This is a genomic window from Serratia sp. JSRIV004, assembly GCF_019968705.1.
In the GTDB taxonomy this organism is placed as follows: Bacteria; Pseudomonadota; Gammaproteobacteria; order Enterobacterales; family Enterobacteriaceae; genus Chania; species Chania fonticola_B.
This window is the reverse complement of record NZ_CP074140.1, coordinates 2195803-2214081: the sequence shown is the minus strand read 5'-3', so window position 1 is coordinate 2214081 and position 18279 is coordinate 2195803. Positions and strand designations below refer to the sequence as shown.

Annotated in this window: 16 protein-coding genes; all 16 read right to left on the bottom strand. The window is 43.2% G+C overall.

Features of this window, described 5'->3' with window-relative positions:
* Nucleotides 1–40 precede the first annotated feature (40 nt).
* Nucleotides 41–889, bottom strand: a complete 849-nt coding sequence (locus KGP21_RS10600) for a glycosyltransferase (RefSeq protein WP_223499198.1) — start codon at nucleotides 887–889, stop codon at nucleotides 41–43.
* Between the two features lie 230 nt (nucleotides 890–1119).
* Entirely contained in the window at nucleotides 1120–2376 is a 1257-nt protein-coding gene (locus tag KGP21_RS10595; RefSeq protein WP_021805014.1) for a glycosyltransferase, read from the bottom strand.
* Between the two features lie 7 nt (nucleotides 2377–2383).
* Complete coding sequence (locus KGP21_RS10590; RefSeq protein WP_223538077.1) at nucleotides 2384–4006, bottom strand: glycosyltransferase; 1623 nt, start codon at nucleotides 4004–4006, stop codon at nucleotides 2384–2386.
* 1 nt (nucleotide 4007) lies between these two features.
* Nucleotides 4008–5972 carry a bifunctional 2-polyprenyl-6-hydroxyphenol methylase/3-demethylubiquinol 3-O-methyltransferase UbiG gene (locus KGP21_RS10585; RefSeq protein WP_115159852.1) on the bottom strand — a complete coding sequence of 655 codons (1965 nt, stop codon included), beginning with the start codon at nucleotides 5970–5972 and terminating at the stop codon, nucleotides 4008–4010.
* Nucleotides 5973–5974: 2 nt separating this feature from the next.
* The gene (locus KGP21_RS10580) at nucleotides 5975–7336 is read right to left on the bottom strand and encodes an ABC transporter ATP-binding protein (protein WP_223538075.1); all 1362 of its coding nucleotides are present in this window, start codon (nucleotides 7334–7336) and stop codon (nucleotides 5975–5977) included.
* Nucleotides 7326–8147, bottom strand: coding sequence for an ABC transporter permease (locus KGP21_RS10575; protein WP_021805018.1), 822 nt, complete (start codon nucleotides 8145–8147; stop codon nucleotides 7326–7328). Before KGP21_RS10575 ends, KGP21_RS10580 begins: the two co-directional genes overlap by 11 nt.
* Before the next feature lie 816 nt (nucleotides 8148–8963).
* Nucleotides 8964–9830 (bottom strand): dTDP-4-dehydrorhamnose reductase, encoded by an 867-nt coding sequence (gene rfbD / locus KGP21_RS10570; RefSeq protein WP_223538073.1) that lies wholly within the window; start codon nucleotides 9828–9830, stop codon nucleotides 8964–8966.
* Nucleotides 9827–10363 (bottom strand): dTDP-4-dehydrorhamnose 3,5-epimerase, encoded by a 537-nt coding sequence (gene rfbC / locus KGP21_RS10565; RefSeq protein WP_021805020.1) that lies wholly within the window; start codon nucleotides 10361–10363, stop codon nucleotides 9827–9829. The genes rfbD (KGP21_RS10570) and rfbC (KGP21_RS10565) overlap by 4 nt, the downstream gene beginning before the upstream one ends.
* A gap of 1 nt (nucleotide 10364) precedes the next feature.
* Nucleotides 10365–11234, bottom strand: a complete 870-nt coding sequence (gene rfbA, locus KGP21_RS10560; RefSeq protein ID WP_021805021.1) for a glucose-1-phosphate thymidylyltransferase RfbA — start codon at nucleotides 11232–11234, stop codon at nucleotides 10365–10367.
* A 14-nt stretch (nucleotides 11235–11248) separates the two neighbouring features.
* Nucleotides 11249–12313: a dTDP-glucose 4,6-dehydratase gene (gene rffG / locus KGP21_RS10555; RefSeq protein WP_021805022.1), complete on the bottom strand. Its 1065-nt coding sequence runs from the start codon at nucleotides 12311–12313 to the stop codon at nucleotides 11249–11251.
* A 226-nt stretch (nucleotides 12314–12539) separates the two neighbouring features.
* On the bottom strand, nucleotides 12540–13553 hold the full coding sequence (gene galE / locus KGP21_RS10550; RefSeq protein WP_166734606.1) for a UDP-glucose 4-epimerase GalE: 1014 nt from the start codon (nucleotides 13551–13553) through the stop codon (nucleotides 12540–12542).
* Nucleotides 13554–13758: 205 nt separating this feature from the next.
* Nucleotides 13759–14619 (bottom strand): dTDP-4-dehydrorhamnose reductase, encoded by an 861-nt coding sequence (rfbD, locus tag KGP21_RS10545; RefSeq protein ID WP_021805024.1) that lies wholly within the window; start codon nucleotides 14617–14619, stop codon nucleotides 13759–13761.
* The gene (gene rfbC, locus KGP21_RS10540) at nucleotides 14616–15152 is read right to left on the bottom strand and encodes a dTDP-4-dehydrorhamnose 3,5-epimerase (protein WP_021805025.1); all 537 of its coding nucleotides are present in this window, start codon (nucleotides 15150–15152) and stop codon (nucleotides 14616–14618) included. The genes rfbD (KGP21_RS10545) and rfbC (KGP21_RS10540) overlap by 4 nt, the downstream gene beginning before the upstream one ends.
* 1 nt (nucleotide 15153) lies before the next feature.
* A complete protein-coding gene (gene rfbA / locus KGP21_RS10535; RefSeq protein ID WP_021805026.1) occupies nucleotides 15154–16023 on the bottom strand; it encodes a glucose-1-phosphate thymidylyltransferase RfbA in 870 nt (289 codons plus the stop codon).
* A 19-nt stretch (nucleotides 16024–16042) separates the two neighbouring features.
* Complete coding sequence (gene rffG / locus KGP21_RS10530) at nucleotides 16043–17107, bottom strand: dTDP-glucose 4,6-dehydratase (protein WP_115159857.1); 1065 nt, start codon at nucleotides 17105–17107, stop codon at nucleotides 16043–16045.
* Nucleotides 17108–17226: 119 nt separating this feature from the next.
* A complete protein-coding gene (locus tag KGP21_RS10525) occupies nucleotides 17227–18246 on the bottom strand; it encodes an NAD-dependent epimerase (RefSeq protein ID WP_223538071.1) in 1020 nt (339 codons plus the stop codon).
* Nucleotides 18247–18279 lie beyond the last annotated feature (33 nt).

The window sequence follows — 18279 nt, the reverse complement described above, 5'->3', positions numbered from 1 at the left end:
ACACCTAAAGTAAGAAGATACCTAACAATACCGAGTTAGTTTACTTATCATCCTCAACACGAGCAAATTGCGGCATGTTATTTTCAGCTCTAGGGAGTTTACTTAAACAACGATTATTTAAATCCTTTCTTTGTTGGTCGAAGAACCATCCCCACTTATTGAAGTATTTCACGGCAGAAATAATATGGTAAGCTAAAAAACGCTTATCTCTGTAAGAACGTCGCTGTGACTCGTGAACAACAACCGAGTCAGGACAATAGCTTACCCTGTGGTTTTCGCAAATTCTCCTTGACAAATCAACATCTTCAAGGTAGAGAAAGAAGCGCGTATCAAAATAACCAACGTCACGAACAGCCTTATTACTCACTAACATAAAGCAACCAGAAAGCGAAGGTGCGAAGAACGGTTTACTATAATCCGCAGAATGGAGTTCGTAGTCTTGATTCAGCGAACTGGTAAATTGAGAGATAAATCTCCGCATAAATAATTGATAAGGTGATGGCAATGTTTTACACGCATGTTGTAAACGCCCATCAGGGTAAACAATTTTGGGAACAGCCAAGTCAATATTACCTTGTAGGCAAAATTGATATAGCTTATCCACTTCACCTTTCTCAAAATCAATATCTGGATTACAAATTAAAAAATGGCCTGTGTGCTCTTCGAAGCGAGAAAATACCTGATTATGGCCAGCACCGAAGCCTGCATTCTCCTGAACGCGAATAACTTCAATTTTGGGATTATCCAGTTCTAGCAACCAGTGGCAATACGCGCCATTATCTACAATAACCAGCTTTGAAACACTCTCCTCCTCTAACAAGGAGGTTAAGGTTCTGCTTACAGATTGATACTCATGTCGATACAACACAAGAGATGCAATTATTTTCACTTAAAACACCAAATTAAGTACGTGGGTATTCCGGCGAACACATAACGACTCCATCATGTTACCTCCTAAAAATCCACTAAATGTATCATCCGAAAAATCATATATCAGCCAGTATCAATAGTATTTTAAAATCAGTCAGTTAAAAACCTTTCATCGTCAGAAAAAGAAAAAAGCCCTGTATTTTATAAACGTTTGGTTTAATACAGGGCATAGATAATTGATCAGATATTTTAGTTCAGAAAGCGGCGCTTGATGCCTTTAATACCTTCATTTTTAAGCACTTCCCAACCTCTTTTACCTAGAGTCATACCAACCCGTGGATTTGTCAGGGAACGCTTTATCATACTCACAAACCGATCTTTATCGAATTCAGCATTACCACCACGGAAACCAGGGGTCAGAACAATACTGAATTGGCGTAAAGCTTCATCTTTGGTTTGTGGGTCAAACAGCTCAGGATACTCTTTTGCACCTTGCGTAATCCACCATTGATTATAGGTAGTGACGTCAAAAGGCGTTGGGAAAGCATTCTGTAGGTCAATTCGTTCGCGGTAAACGATACGTTGCGCTTTAGAAATTGCCGAGCCGTCAGAGTGCTGACCATATGCCCAAACCACCTTAGCTAATGGATCCTGAGCCAAGTTCTTGGTTTGATCGTCATACCAATCAATAAGTTTATGCACATCAGAGTTTTCACCCGCATTTTTGGATGCCATGATCCTATGCGCACCACTGTCGAAACCGGTAAAGTGGTAGAAGCCTAGCGGTTCACCATCGACAAAATAGTTACCTTGAGGATCAATAGTAAATTCACGGGTGGTCAGGTTCCATGTCGCAACGTTGTGACGGCTAGAACGCATAATAGCAACATCAGTAAAGAATGCAGGTACCAGATCAATCCAGCGCTGGTCAGTAAACAAACCATTAGGAATGTCCGCGCGGCAGAAGTGATAGATACGCTCCCCCCACCATTTAGCGAATGACAGGCCTACATCTGTCGCGGCAACTGCGCAGAATCCAAGGTTGTAAACACCGTGTTTCAGGCTGCAAATTTCATTATCCATTACCGCTGACAACGAAGTCTCTGGCTTGGTTTGATGTGGAGTCAACACCACATTCGCTGAATCAAGAGCTTCCAGGATATCATCCAGGCGTGAGAAAACCACCGTGTCTGGATCAAGATAGATAACTTTCTTGCAGCCTGGTAACTGTAACAATCGCGCTAACATGAAAGGCTTGATGGCCGTCGCCAGTTCAACGATGGTATGGCAATAAGCCCAACCTTTCCAATCAGGTATATCCAATTCAGAAACGGAAACAACTTCATCAAAAGGCTCGTTGCTCAAGTCAATTTCGGGCCTTTTTTCATCGGCTAAAGCAAGATGAATAGTCCATTCTGGGTGATATTTCCTGATGGACTGAAAAAGCATTCTCACTTTAGGAATGTAATTGAATGCCGCACTGGTAAAAACATGAACTTCAGACATATCTGCCTCATTGGATTGAATATACTTGCCGGTGAAATTTTACCAACTCTTGCAATACGATTCCAGCTGACATAGAAGACAAGACTAAACCATCTTGATAAGTTCTAAGGCGTTCAGCTGGCGCTCCCAGATCAAAACTAGCAACAGGATAACCTAGCTCCATCATTTCCTGAACCACATAAGAAAACGTTTCAGGCCAAATAGATGGGAATAAAATTATATTAACACCATGCTTTTCAAGTAAACTTGGCAACTCATCATGCTTGTATGCCCCAGTTTGAGTAACAATATCAGCAGGACAGGATGATTCAACGGTACCAACAATAACTATTTCCGCAGGGTATTGCTTATCTTTTATTTCTTGAGCCAACTCCTTAACAATTTGCGCCCCCTTATGATAACCGATTATTCCGACGACACCTATTTTCAACTGCTGTGTCTGCTGTATATTCGCCTTAGCTGGGAGGTAATCTACAGTATGAGGAATAACAACCGCATTCTCTTCTTGGATCTGCGGGTAAACACGCCGATAGAGATCCAGAGTGTTTTGAGAAAAAGTAACAATTTTGTCAGAGGCGATCATCAATCCCCCCCACTTGTCCCGCCACTCTTCGATATCATTTGATTCAAATAAAGTAGTGAATCCAAAGGTATTGTTACGTAAACATGAAGCACAAACTGACGGATCCGGTATGTCACAATACTTCCCTTGGTCGTTAATCAGGAAGTGGGAAGGACATAACGGGAAGAGATCATGGGCCTGAGTCATCAGTTGAGCATTAGTTTTCATTTTTAAGCCGATAAGAAAACCTGGTATTTCTTCCGGATTTGTAAATGAAACACCTGTATTATAGACAATCTCTTTTATATTTACGAAGGCAAGCAAGTCATAGATAAATTTATAACCAGGTATTTTAAACTTAAACTCGCCTTTTTCACCGCGAACGATTAACTTATAAGATAATGTAGTTATATCAAAAGAAAGCACCAGTGCCGAGTAACCAACACTCATTTTTTCTTGAATCAATCGATTTCTATAATGGTTAACCCCACCACCCAAATCATGATCGATTAAAAAGATGACTCGTTCTCTTTCTGCAGGGTTGAGAAATGCAACAATATCATTAGGTGAACCAAGGTTTTTACTCGGAGTTTTATTTTTATACCGACTGAATTTTTCATATAATAATGAAAATTTGCCAGATTTTATCAACATGAAGGCACGTTTTAGCAACACCGTAAACTGTTTAAAAATCAGTTTCTTCGATGTTGCTCCGCCACTATCCACATCTATAGTTACATTTAGACAACTGTCTGGTATCTCAACGCTTTCAGTCGAACCATCTGAATAGGTACATAACAATTTTAGATCTACAATCTTAGCTTCTGAACCAAATGAACCATAAATAATATATCCAGAATGCTTGGCTTGTTCAAAGCTTGAAAAATAAGCACCTACATCATCCTTGCACTTCCCATAGTCGATTTTCAGAACATTATCAGTATCACTTTCGGGCAAAGATAAACAAAGCTTGGTAATACTTTTATCTTCATGAAAAATCCATCCATAGCTGAAGATAGTTCCATTTTGTTGTACAAAGTAATCGATCGACCAATGCAGTTTACTCATCTCAGTTCCTATTACCTTTAATGAGTCTGGACAATTTCCCTAAAACTCCAGACTGATACATCTGTAACTCAGCTTCCAACTTATGAATTTTATCTAATCGCTCATATGCAAAACGTTCAGCAATATCTTTTGCATTGTGCAAAGCTGCAATTTCAGCGAGCCTGTCATGAGCCAGTTTTTCAGCAATGTCTTTGGATTGCTGCTGGCTGGCAATCACTTCTTTCGCTTGGTGCAGGCTCTCTTTTATCTGGGTAAAAGACATGGAAACACATTCAGCATCATTCACCTCATAGAGACCGGGTAAAACATGTTCCGGGTACCAGGTTATGAGTGAACTTTCCTGTTCTCCCGTTGAGAAAGCATGTAATGCAGACTCTAACTGGAGATAATCGTCAAGCAAGGATTTATCAGCAGAGAAAGACAAAGCCTCAAAAAGCTGCTGGATGAACTCCCCCCGTGTAAGAGAAGAGCCAGAATCAGGAATTGCAAAGCAAGAAATCTTACCTAGTAGGGACAAGGCCGCACGGAAAACCAAGTGGCCAACGGTTAACCCTTCTTTTGCCAACCATTCACGTTCAAAATAGCGAGGTTGCCCTTCTGCATCGATGACAAAGTTGGACGGAATTGCATCCAGATAAGTCGGAGGTAACATGGTACTCTGGGTAAATTCATCATAACTCACCCCTTCACCACGCAGTGCTATTTCCAGACACTCGATATAATAACGGAAATAGCCAGCTACGTACTCCATTGACCACCCCGGAGTCGTCACAATCTTGATAAACTCTGTCGATAATGAGGGGCCTTTGATATAGGTTTCATAACCATCAAGTCTAAAGCCGATAAGTTTATCATCCGGAGCCAAGACGTCACTCAGCAACTCTCTTTTAACAACAACCTGATTTTCCGCGGTATATTTAAAAACCGTCTTTTTGCTAAATGGACGGTGCCTTTCCCCACCATAATGCACAGCAAGCAGATTTTTATCAAAAACCTCCGCAGCGGTATTACTGGCAACCAATAGGAAAGAGTTGCTCATTTCAACCGCTAGTTTGTTATTGAAAACAACAGGCCATGCTAGCTCAGGAATTAAATGCAGCTTCTCTGGCAACTGCATATCGGCGCGAACTGACTGAGTGGCAAAAACAGAGGCATCAAACTCATCACTGTTGGCACCTGCCTCCGTTACCACCGATACAGGCAGTTTATAATCAGGGAAAGGCAATAACGTCTGTACTGAAGATAACCCTACCGTTGCAAGCTTCTCTAGCAAGACATGATGACCGTAGGTTTCAGCCTGCTGCTTCGTATAGCGACCTTCAATGCCATACATAACCTGCCCAATATGATCCTCCCGCGCACCAGCAAAATATTTGAGTCCCAACTGGTTTTCGATCGCGATCAATAATTTACCATCAGGTTTGAGACGCGCTTTGATGTTGTTAAGCATGCTGATGGCGCTATCACTACCTTGGCTGAACAAATTGGAGTATTCAAGTACGCCAATCAAGGTAATCACATCAAATTTATCTTCACATTCAAAGTCGTCGAAACGTTCACTGACAACGGTTACATTGGCCAGGTCCAGCGTTCTGGCTCGTGCTATTGCAGCACGTCTTAGGCTACCTTCAAGAGCAAGAACCTCGGCTCCCGACTCTCCCAAGAAACGAGTAATCGCACCACAGCCGGCACCTATCTCAAGTATTTTGACGCCTGGGGTGAAGAGCGAATTTAATGGCCGCAGTAAATTAGAACGTAAGCTGGAAAAATGATAGGTGGTTACCCAATCAGAACACTGTGCTCTTAGTTCCGGAGATGATACGCTTCGATCTTTAGTATTGTTGACGATATTTAATAGTAGATTTTCTTGAGCATCGCCATCGCTATAAGGAATACCAGTGTAATCAATACGAGCCCAGACGCCTGAAGCTTCGCGAAAAGAATAAAGGTTAGTATCTAAAAACATAATTATTTACCAAATGAAGAGTTAATTTTTAGGTTTAGTTCTAAGTTTGTCATCCCTGAAAAAGATTCCACAGTTGGCACAAGGAAATGAATTACATCGTATCGCCTATCATGCGGTACCACCTCATTATCCTTCATAGAGGCGATCCCTAAAGAAATGAAATAATCACCAGCGCCTAGTTTGTTATCGAATTCAAATTCAACAATTGAGTGGGTATTTTCCCGACCATGTTGAAGGGTATCTTCATTTAGCAAATGTGAATTTGTATTATATACAGTCACTCCTTCCTTGGTTTTCACTGCAAAACCAATGATAGGGTTATGTATATTCTTTTCGAAATAAATTGAACACCGAATTTTTATCTTTTCGTCAGCATAAACAGTTGCAGGGTTAAGGCGTTCATCAGCAAATAACTGATAATCTAACCAGGAAGCGGCACGATCACCCCAGCGATATTCGTTTTTATTATAATTAGCCTTGGTATTAAAGCAGTCTGCATCCAAGCTCAAACCCGACGCAACAGATGACGCTGAGTTTTGGGTATTGTTACCTTGGGCACTAGCTTCAGTTACCACATCATCTTTGGCTGGACTCTGGGTTTTGCCAAACAGTATATCCATATACTTATTGACAGCAACTTTAGGAGAACCTTGATACAACTTATTTCCACCACTAAGAAGAACCGCTTTGTCGCAATGCGTGACAATCTGCTCACCAGAGTGGGTCACTAGCAGGATACTAGTTCCATTATTCTTCAACTGTCTTAAACGGTCAAAACACTTCGCTTGAAACTTAGCATCGCCAACGGCCAAAGCCTCATCGACAATAAGGATATCAGGATCGACTTGTGCCTGCACTGCAAAGGCCAGCCTGACCACCATACCGCTAGAGTAGGTTTTGACCGGCTGTTCAATAAAGTCTCCGATATCAGCAAAGGCGGCAATAGCATCGAATTTATTATCGATTTCCGATTTGGAAAGACCCAAAATTGCAGCGTTAAGATAGATATTTTCTCTTCCGGTAAACTCGGGGTTGAATCCTGAACCTAACTCAAGTAGGGCAGCTATTCGGCCTGTTGTCTCCACAGTACCACTGGTCGCAGTCAACGTACCGCAAATAACCTGCAAAAGGGTAGATTTGCCACTGCCATTTTTGCCAATAAGACCAACGGTCTCGCCTTTCATAACGTCAAAAGAGATACCATTTAACGCCCAGAATTCTTTATAGTAATTTTCTGATTCACTAGTGATAAGGCGTTTTAATTTCGGCAATACAAACTGTTTTAATCTGTCATGCGGATTATTATAGACATAGAAACATTTTCTTATGTCTTTAATGCTGATAGCTATATTATCAGAGGACATCTGCAAATCCCTTTCTCGTTTTTTGGAAAACAAAAAAACCGAACCAGGCAAAAACCAAGCAACCGACTAAATAGATGATATAACTAACCAAAGAAGGAGTAACACCAAAATACATGACATCTCGGAATTGTGCGATAGCAGGTGCTAAAGGATTAAGATTTAGCAGCGGCCTATACTTTTCTGGAATAGCGGTAATTGGATAAAATATAGGCGATAAGAACATAAGTGCAGTGACCAAAATCGTAATCATTTGCCCTACATCTCGCAAAAATACGCCTAAAGAAGACAGCAACCAACCTACACCGGTAACAAAAATGAACAATGGTAATAATATAACTGGAAGCAGAAACACAGTAATATGTGGAATGCCAGCTTCAAAAGTATAAAAGATCAGCCAAACAACAATACTTATTGCTGCATGAAACAATGCGGAACATGCGCTAATTATGGGTAGTATTTCTAATGGGAAAATCACCTTCTTGACATAGTTTACATTAGATAATATTAATCCTGGTGATTTTATTGCGCATTCGCTGAAAAAGTTAAAAACAATCAACCCGGCAAATAACACCAATGCAAACTCAGCTCTGGAGGTACTCTCTGTACTCCAACGCGCGTTAAAGATAAAACTAAAGACAAAAGTATAAACCACCAGCATAAAGATAGGGTTAAAGAAAGACCAAAGAATGCCAAAAACCGAACCTTTATATCTGCCAGACACTTCTCTTTTGGTTAGATTAAGAATAAGTTTTCTATGCAGCCAAAAGCTCGATACTATAGCGATTGGTGATGAACTGTTGCTTTTTTTCATCAAAATATTCCAATAATTATTGCTGAACTCACACAGATTACCTGGAAATGGTTCACATGGGTTTATATATCGAATTATAATTGGTCATTCATAAACCTGAAATGCATATGAGTAATTTCCTATAGACGATAATTGGTTGGTTGTATCTCCGCCCTTTACCACAATAGAGGACACTTGCCATGTTCATTAATTCCCCACAGTTTGTGCCATTTAAAAAAGGAATCAATACTCAGTAAAACGAAAAACCACTAGTGCAAACAATGGGAATAGTCAATAAGAAAAATCCCATTAATATAGCATGTTGAATATTGCGTCAACGTCATGAAAATCCAGTATTTTCAACCAATATCTCCATCAGATTGCCCAAAAAAAGGCACGCTACCGCCCTTGGCATGCAGTAGCCAATAGATATATCTTACCTTTAGAGTGGATTTTTCCCCGAAGAGGGACAGACTACTTGCCATAACAGCTAAAATAGACTATCTGGGTTCGTCCACACAAAACTTCGGGCCATATGCTACCACCATATCGATTAAAACACCTTTAGATTCTTGATAGTTTCAGTATGTTCTTAATTGAATAGCGGTAAAAACAACCAGCTCACTAGCAATGATATGGACCAACGGCTTTTATTGAGTAAGGAAACGTCTTCGAATAGGTGTTCAGTGGACAAATGATAGGGGGATGCAGGGAGGGATATTATTGAATATAATCATAAGGATATAGGTTACTAGATGTTTTGAGGTCGGTATCTTAAACGTAGTCGGCTGTGCCCAGCCGGTTCGCTGGGCACGACGCAATGCACTTACTAACTTTCTATGCTAGATCCGAACAGCTCTTGACTACATTGCCGACTCTATCTTGCCACTGGGATAGCACAACTCCACACGCTTTGATTTTTTCGCAATTTAACAGCGAATACTTCGGTCTTTGTGCTGGAGTTGGGTATTGATCGGTGGTGATAGCGTTAACCTTAGGGCTACGGGTCAAAAGGCCTTGCTCACACGCAGAAGCGAAGATAAATTCGGCGAATTCGTTCCAGGTAACATCTTTGTCACCGCAGAAATGATAAATGCCACCTTCCGCATCAGCTTTCAGCAAGTCGATGATGGCGGCAGCAATATCACCAGCGTAAGTTGGGCAACCGCGTTGGTCTGATACAATGCCCAAAACGTCGCGATCTTGCGCCAGACGCAGCATGGTTTTCACGAAATTGTTGCCATACTCACTGAATACCCACGCGGTACGGATAATGATAGCTTCTGGCTGGGTAACCATGACAGCAATCTCACCATCGAGTTTAGTCTTACCATAAACGCCTAACGGGTTGGTTGTGTCATTTTCGCAGTACGGCGTATCAGCGAGACCATCAAAGACATAGTCTGTTGATACATGAACCAGTCGGCAATTGGCAATTTTGGCTGCCAAAGCCAGGTTTTTAGGCCCTTGTTCATTGATCAGCTTAGCCATTTCACAATCATTTTCCGCTTTATCTACGGCGGTATAAGCTGCAGCATTCACTATCACATCAGGCAGGAAGGTAAGTGTGGTCTGCTTAACCTTCTCGAAATCAGTAATATCTAAAGAATCACTGTCGGTTGCTAGTACTTCCCAACCTGCAGGTAGGCGATCGATAAAGCAACGCCCTAATTGCCCATTGGCGCCGGTCAACAAAACCTTCATTGGCCTAGCTCCTTAAACAGTTTGCCAATTTTATCTTTTTCAGAGAGTAGTGGATTCTCTAATGGCCACTCGATCCCCACCGCTGGATCGTTCCATAACAGACAGCCTTCATGTGCAGGATTGTAATAGTCCGTACATTTATATTCAAAGTCTGCGACATCAGAAAGTACAACAAAACCATGAGCCAAGCCCGGTGGGACCCAAAACTGGGTTTTGTTTTCTTCGGAAAGGATCACCCCTTCCCAAGCACCGTACGTTGGAGAGCCTGGACGGATATCAACCGCGACATCAAACACTTCACCACGCACCACTCGTACTAATTTACCCTGAGGATTTATCTTTTGGAAATGCAGGCCACGCAGCACACCGCGTGATGAACGCGAGTGGTTATCCTGAACAAAATCCAGATCGATATCTAACATTTCCTGGTAACGTCTCTTTTCAAACGTCTCAAGGAAAAAGCCTCGTGCATCGCCAAATACCTTGGGTTGAATAATCTTCACACCATCGATTTTGGTATCTGTGACTTGCATTCTATTTCTCCAAACTCAGTTGCAATAAATACTGCCCGTACAATGTCTTACTAAGCAGTTTAGCCTCAGCCTCTACTTGCTCACGAGTCAGCCACCCTTTGCGGTAGGCGATCTCTTCCAAGCAAGCAACCTTGAACCCTTGGCGATTTTCGATCGTGTGTACAAACTGGGAAGCCTCAATCAGGCTATCGTGAGTACCGGTATCCAACCACGCAAAACCGCGCCCAAGCAACTCAACGCTGAGAGCCTCTTTATCCAGATACATCTGGTTGAGCGTGGTGATCTCTAATTCACCACGTGAAGAGGGTTTGACCTGCTTCGCCATCTCAACAACATGATGATCATAGAAGTAAAGCCCGGTAACGGCCCAATTGGATTTTGGTTCCGCTGGCTTTTCTTCCAAAGATAATGCCCGGAAGTCATCATCAAATTCCACGACGCCAAAGCGTTCAGGATCCATTACCTGGTAGCCAAATACGGTTGCCCCCTGGTTACGCTCAACGACAGACGTCAACTTCTTGCCAAAACTCTGGCCAAAGAAAATATTGTCGCCTAATACCAGAGCACAACTGTCCCCATTGATGAACTCTTCACCAATCAGAAATGCCTGCGCTAATCCATCTGGGCTAGGTTGAATTGCATAGCTCAATGAGATGCCAAAACGACTTCCGTCGCCGAGTAACCGTTTAAATGACGGCATATCCTCTGGCGTGGAGATAATCAGAATGTCGCGGATCCCCGCCAGCATCAATACTGAAAGCGGATAGTAAATCATCGGCTTATCGTAGATCGGCAAGAGCTGCTTTGAAACACCACGAGTAATAGGATAAAGACGTGTGCCTGACCCACCCGCTAAAACAATACCTTTCATTTTCACACCTTAAATTAGCGGGTTAGACCCAGACGTTCCCCGGCATATGAACCATCTTTAACACGGCTCCACCAAGCTTGATTAGCCAGGTACCACTCAACCGTCTTTCTAATACCGCTCTCGAAGGTTTCTTGCGGCTTCCAACCCAATTCACGATCAATTTTCGAGGCATCAATGGCATAGCGCATGTCATGACCAGGGCGATCGGTAACAAAGGTGATCAGGTCTTCATACTTAGCCAGGTTACCTGGCTTATTCGGCGCCAATTCATCTAGCAAACGGCAGATCGTTTGCACGACTTCGATATTTTTACGCTCGTTATGGCCACCAATGTTGTAGGTTTCACCTACTTCACCTTCACAGACCACTTTGTACAGTGCTCGTGCGTGATCTTCGACATACAACCAATCACGTACTTGAGTACCGTTGCCATAGATCGGCAACGCTATACCTTCAAGAGCGTTAAGAATTGTTAGCGGGATCAGTTTTTCCGGAAAGTGGTAAGGACCGTAGTTGTTAGAACAATTCGTTACGATAGTTGGCAGACCATAAGTGCGTAACCAAGCCCTGACAAGGTGATCGCTTGAGGCTTTCGAAGCTGAATAAGGGCTGCTTGGTGCATAAGGTGTGGTTTCCGTGAACAGGTCATCGGTACCGTGCAGATCGCCGTACACCTCATCAGTGGAGATATGATGGAAGCGGAATGCCTTCTTGGCCTGCTCACTTAACGTTTGCCAGTACTGGCGGGCCGCTTCCAACAGGGTATAGGTACCCACAATATTGGTTTCGATAAATGCGGCGGGACCATCAATGGAACGATCGACGTGGCTTTCGGCTGCCAAGTGCATCACAGCATCAGGCTGGAACTCGGCAAAGACACGGTCCAGTTCCTGACGATTACAGATATCCACCTGCGCGAACTGGTAACGTTCGCTGCTTGCTATTGGCGTTAAAGACTCGAGATTGCCAGCATATGTCAGGCTATCTACGATCAAAATTTGGTCTTGGGTATCGTTGATGATGTGCCGCGCAACGGCGGAACCAATGAAGCCAGCGCCACCGGTAATGATAATTTTCATATAACCCTCTAAACAGCCAAGCGTGGCCCATTGCAGCCACGCCAGTGTCTATGATTTCAAATTAACCAAACGTTACTCTGTAGTAACTTGGCTATAGTGACCTTAGAATCCAATCACTTAAAAATCAATAAATTAAAGTATTACTTATGTTAAAGAAGCGTAATATTGTACAAGAACCAACATTCATTCACCATCAGAATACAGGCATGAAAATAAAACGCGGCTATCAGCGATAGCCTTTTGGGTTCTTACTTTGCCAGTTCCAGGTATCGCGCATCATAGTGTCAATACCTCGAGAGACCTCCCAACCAAGTTCTTTCCTGGCCAGGTTGGCGTCGGCCCAGAACGCAGGCAAATCACCATCGCGGCGCGGCAAGATCTGATAAGGGATAGCGACACCGGAGGCTTTCTCGAAAGCATGCACCATCTCCAGCACCGAGAACCCAACACCAGCCCCAAGATTATAAGCTTTGAACCCTTCGACCTTCTTCAAATGATCCATGGCCATCAGGTGGCCTTCAGCCAGATCCATCACGTGGATGTAGTCACGCACACCTGTACCATCTTCCGTTGGATAATCACCGCCGAAAACACCCAGTTTCTCCAGCTTGCCGATAGCAACCTGCGAGATATAAGGCAGCAGGTTATTAGGGATGCCATTAGGATCTTCGCCGATCAGGCCAGACTCATGGGCACCGACTGGGTTGAAGTAACGTAATGCAATAATCGAGAACTGCGGCTCTGCCTTAGCAAAGTCCTGCAAGATTTGCTCAACCATCAGTTTGGATGTGCCATACGGGCTAGTTGTACCGCCAATAGGCGTGGTTTCAACGTAAGGTACTGGGGAGTTTGCCCCATAGACAGTGGCCGAGGAGCTGAAGATAAACTGATGAACTCCGGCACGACGCATTTCATCCAGCAGCACAAGGGTGCCAGAGACGTTGTTCTGATAATACTCTAAAGGTTTGCGGGTTGACTCCCCTACCGCTTTGAGGCCAGCAAAGTGGATCACCGCCGAGATACGGTGACCATCGAAAATGCGATTCAGACACTCCGGATCTTGAATGTCGCCTTGGTAGAAGATGGCTGCTTTACCTGTTAGCTGCTCCACACGGTGCAGTGACTCTTCGGATGAGTTCGATAGGTTGTCTAAGACGACAACCTCTTCTCCACGCTCCAGCAGGGCCAGAACGGTGTGGGAACCGATGTAGCCGGCTCCGCCGGTGACTAGAATTGCCATCTGAACTCCTTGCAAGCGCCTGATGCGCTGAAAATGAATATTTTGAGCTGCTATTCTAACCTTCCGGCCACTAAGAGTATTGAGTCATGATAAAAATTTTACTTAAAAAAAAGGCCACATCTCTGTAGCCTTCTCGAAGTCTTCCGTGTCAAAGCCATTCACCATGCCCACTGCGCCCATTATAGTTGCGTGGAAGGCATTACAATTACTTAGGCTGAATAGTGATAATCTCGTCAATACGATCCTTCCACGGTGACAAGATGACACCTTGGTTTTGTATTTTTTCGCAGTTAAGGACGGAGTACTTTGGCCTTCTGGCTGGCGTGGGATACTGTGACGTTGTAATCCCATTAACAATCGGTGCCTTGGCTAAAACGCCTTGCTTGATTGCTGCTGAAAAAATAGCTTCAGCAAACTCACTCCATGCCACAGTTTCATCGCCACAGAAATGATAGACCCCACCTGCTGCATTTCTCTGCAAGAGCTCGATAATTGCCTGAGCAATATCGCCTGCATAGGTAGGGCAGCCAAACTGGTCGGATACCACACCTAAAGTGTCACGATCCTGCGCGAGCCTTAGCATAGTTTTAACGAAATTATTTCCGTACTCACTAAAAACCCAGGCTGTACGAATAATCAACGCATTCGGTAGGTGGTGGCTAACCGCAATTTCGCCGTCCAGTTTAGTTTTGCCATACACCCCTAGCGGGTTAGTGGGTGCGGTTTCAATATAGGGAGTAATAGCCTCACCATCAAAAACGTAATCCGTAGAAACATGTACCAGGCGAGCCCCAACTTCATTGGCCGCCAAAGCCAAATTCTTCGGACCTACTTCATTAATCAATGCCGCGATTTCATGGTCAGTTTCTGCTTTATCAACAGCAGTGAATGCCGCAGCATTCACGATAACATTCGGTCGATAATCAACTACAGCACTTTTTACCTTAGCAAGATCAGTGATATCAAGCACATCTGCATCAGTTGCCCACACATCCCACCCGGCTGGTAAGCGATCCTGGAAGCAACTTCCCAGTTGCCCTTTCGCGCCAGTTAGTAAGATCCTCATAGTCCTAGATCCTTGAATAACTTGCCGACTTTATCTTTTTCGGACAACAATGGATTATCGATCGGCCATTCAATACCAACCTGTGGATCATTCCATAGCAGGCAGCCTTCATGTGCTGGATTGTAATAATCGGTGCATTTATATTCGAAATCTGCAACATCGGAAAGCACAACAAAACCATGAGCCAAACCCGGCGGAACCCAGAACTGGGTTTTGTTTTCTTCGGAGAGGATAACCCCCTCCCAAGCACCGTAAGTTGGAGAGCCAGGGCGGATATCCACCGCAACATCAAACACTTCACCACGCACGACACGAACCAGTTTGCCCTGAGGATTTATCTTTTGGAAATGAAGGCCGCGCAATACACCGCGCGCAGAACGCGAATGGTTATCCTGAACAAAATCCAGGTCAATATCTAACATTTCTTGATAACGTTTCTTTTCAAACGTTTCGAGGAAAAAACCGCGAGCATCACCAAATACTTTCGGCTGGATGATTTTAACACCATCGACTTTTGTGTCTATTACCTGCATTTTATAACTCCCCAATCAGATGCGACAAATACTGGCCGTAAAGTGTTTTGCCAAGTAATCTGGCTTCTTCAGCAACTTGTTCACGAGAAAGCCAGCCCTTACGGAATGCGATCTCCTCCAGACAAGCGACCTTGAAACCCTGACGTTTTTCAATGGTATGAATAAACTGAGATGCTTCGACCAGGCTGTCGTGAGTGCCGGTATCTAACCAAGCAAATCCTCGCCCAAGCAACTCGACATTCAGCTTACCAGCATCCAAGTACATTTGATTAAGCGTAGTGATCTCTAACTCACCACGGTGGGATGGTTTAACCTGCTTTGCCATTTCAACGACTTCATTATCGTAGAAATATAACCCGGTAACAGCCCAGTTGGACTTAGGCACAGCTGGCTTTTCTTCAAGGGACAATGCGCGGAAATTGTCATCAAACTCAACCACGCCAAAACGTTCAGGGTCCATTACCTGATAACCAAACACCGTAGCACCAGCATTTTTTTCAACCACATTTTCAAGTTTTTTACCGAAACTTTGGCCGAAATAAATATTATCGCCCAAAACTAATGCACAACGTTCACCATTGATGAACTCCTCACCAATCAGGAAGGCCTGAGCCAGCCCATCAGGGCTTGGCTGGATTGCATAGCTCAGCTTAATACCAAAGCGACTTCCGTCGCCCAGCAAGCGTTTGAACGAAGGCATATCTTCGGGAGTAGATATAATTAAAATATCGCGAATACCGGCCAGCATTAACACCGAGATCGGGTAATAAACCATTGGTTTATCATAAATCGGTAGCAGTTGTTTAGAAACACCACGTGTAATCGGATACAGACGAGTGCCTGAACCACCCGCGAGTACAATTCCTTTCATTTCAAATTCCTAAATTAAATTAACGGGTTAAACCCAGACGCTCACCAGCATATGAACCATCTTTAACACGGCTCCACCAGGCTTGGTTAGCAAGATACCACTCAACCGTTTTTCTAATACCGCTCTCGAAGGTTTCTTGCGGTTTCCAGCCCAGTTCACGGTCAATTTTTGAGGCATCAATCGCATAGCGCATGTCGTGGCCAGGGCGGTCAGTCACAAAGGTGATCAAATCTTCATACTTGAGCAGATTACCAGGCTTGTTAGGGACCAATTCGTCCAGCAATCGGCAGATAGTCTGCACCACGTCTATATTCTTACGTTCGTTATGACCGCCAATGTTATAGGTTTCCCCGACTTCGCCTTCACAAACAACCTTGTACAAAGCCCGTGCGTGATCTTCTACATACAACCAATCCCGAACTTGAGCACCATTACCGTATACCGGTAAAGCTTTACCCTCGAGCGCATTGAGGATCGTCAACGGTATCAACTTTTCAGGGAAGTGATAGGGTCCATAATTGTTTGAACAGTTGGTCACAATAGTCGGTAAGCCATAGGTTCTTAGCCAAGCTCTGACAAGATGATCACTTGAGGCCTTAGAGGCAGAATAAGGACTACTTGGCGCATAAGGCGTTGTTTCCGTGAACAGGTCTTCCGTCCCGTGTAAATCGCCATAAACCTCATCGGTTGAGATATGATGGAAACGGAAAGCTTTTTTAGCCGAGTCATCCAAAGCTAGCCAGTACTGACGCGCGGCTTCTAAAAGAGTATAGGTGCCCACAATATTCGTTTCGATAAATGCGGCAGGCCCATCAATGGAACGATCAACATGGCTTTCGGCTGCCAGGTGCATAACCGCATCAGGCTGGAACTCGGCAAATACACGGTCTAATTCTTGACGATTACAAATATCTACATGTTCAAATTTGTAGCGCTCGCTGGTAGCGATTGTGTCTAAAGACTCTAGATTCCCGGCATATGTCAGGCTATCTAAAATCAATATTTGATCCTGGGTATTATTAATAATATGTCGTGCAACAGCCGAACCAATAAATCCGGCACCACCAGTAACTATAATTCTCATGCTAATCCTCTATACATCTGTTAATTGCTTATTTCTGTATTTATGATTTTAACATTATGTGGTGTATCTCTCGAATGATCTAACAGACATGGTTTATCTTTCTTTTCTAAAAATGAGATTTACATCAAGTGCTCATCGGAGTAATAATCAATAAACCAATCGACAAAATTATGAATACCAGTAGAAATTGATGTCCTAGGGGTGAAGCCGGTAGCCTTAAAGAGCTCAGAGGTATCGGCATAAGTATCTAGTACATCTCCCGGTTGCAATGGCATAAAGTTTTTATGTGCAACGCTATTCAAACAAATCTCAAGCTCACTGATATAATCCATAAGGTTTGTTGGGGAGTTATTTCCGACATTATAAATCTTATAAGGTGCAGAACTAGTCGATGGAGCTCCCACCTCAACACTCCAAGCATTATTTACTACTGGTGGTATGTCTAACAGACGGATGATTGACTCAATCACATCATCTATATATGTGAAGTCACGAGTCATCATGCCATTGTTATAAACATCTATAGTTTTATTATTAACTATAGCCTTCGCAAATTTAAACAATGCCATATCAGGACGCCCCCATGGTCCGTAGACAGTGAAAAAACGCAAACCTGTTGTTGGTAACTGATACAAATGAGAATAAGAATGTGACATTAATTCATTTGCTTTTTTAGTTGCCGCATATAAAGACACTGGATGATCAACGCTATCATTCACAGAAAAAGGGACTTTTCTATTTAAACCATAGACAGAGCTTGACGATGCATAGATCAAATGCTCAACTTTGGAATGGCGACATCCCTCTAAAATATTTAAATGCCCGAGCAGGTTGGAATCAGCATATGCATATGGGTTATCGATAGAATAACGAACCCCAGCTTGAGCTGCCAAATGAATAACTCTATTGAATTTTGTATTAAAAAATAAACTTGAGGTAGCAACTCTATCAGATATATCTACATTAAAAAACGAGAACTTACTATTCTCCATCAGTATTTTTAAACGACTCTCTTTGAGATTTACATCATAGTAGTCATTTAAATTATCAATCCCTGTTACACCATACCCTAGTTTAGTAAGCCTTAGACATAAATGAAACCCTATAAATCCAGCGGCACCAGTAACTAAAAAATTCATCTAACTCCCCTCATAAAAATGATAAGCGCAATA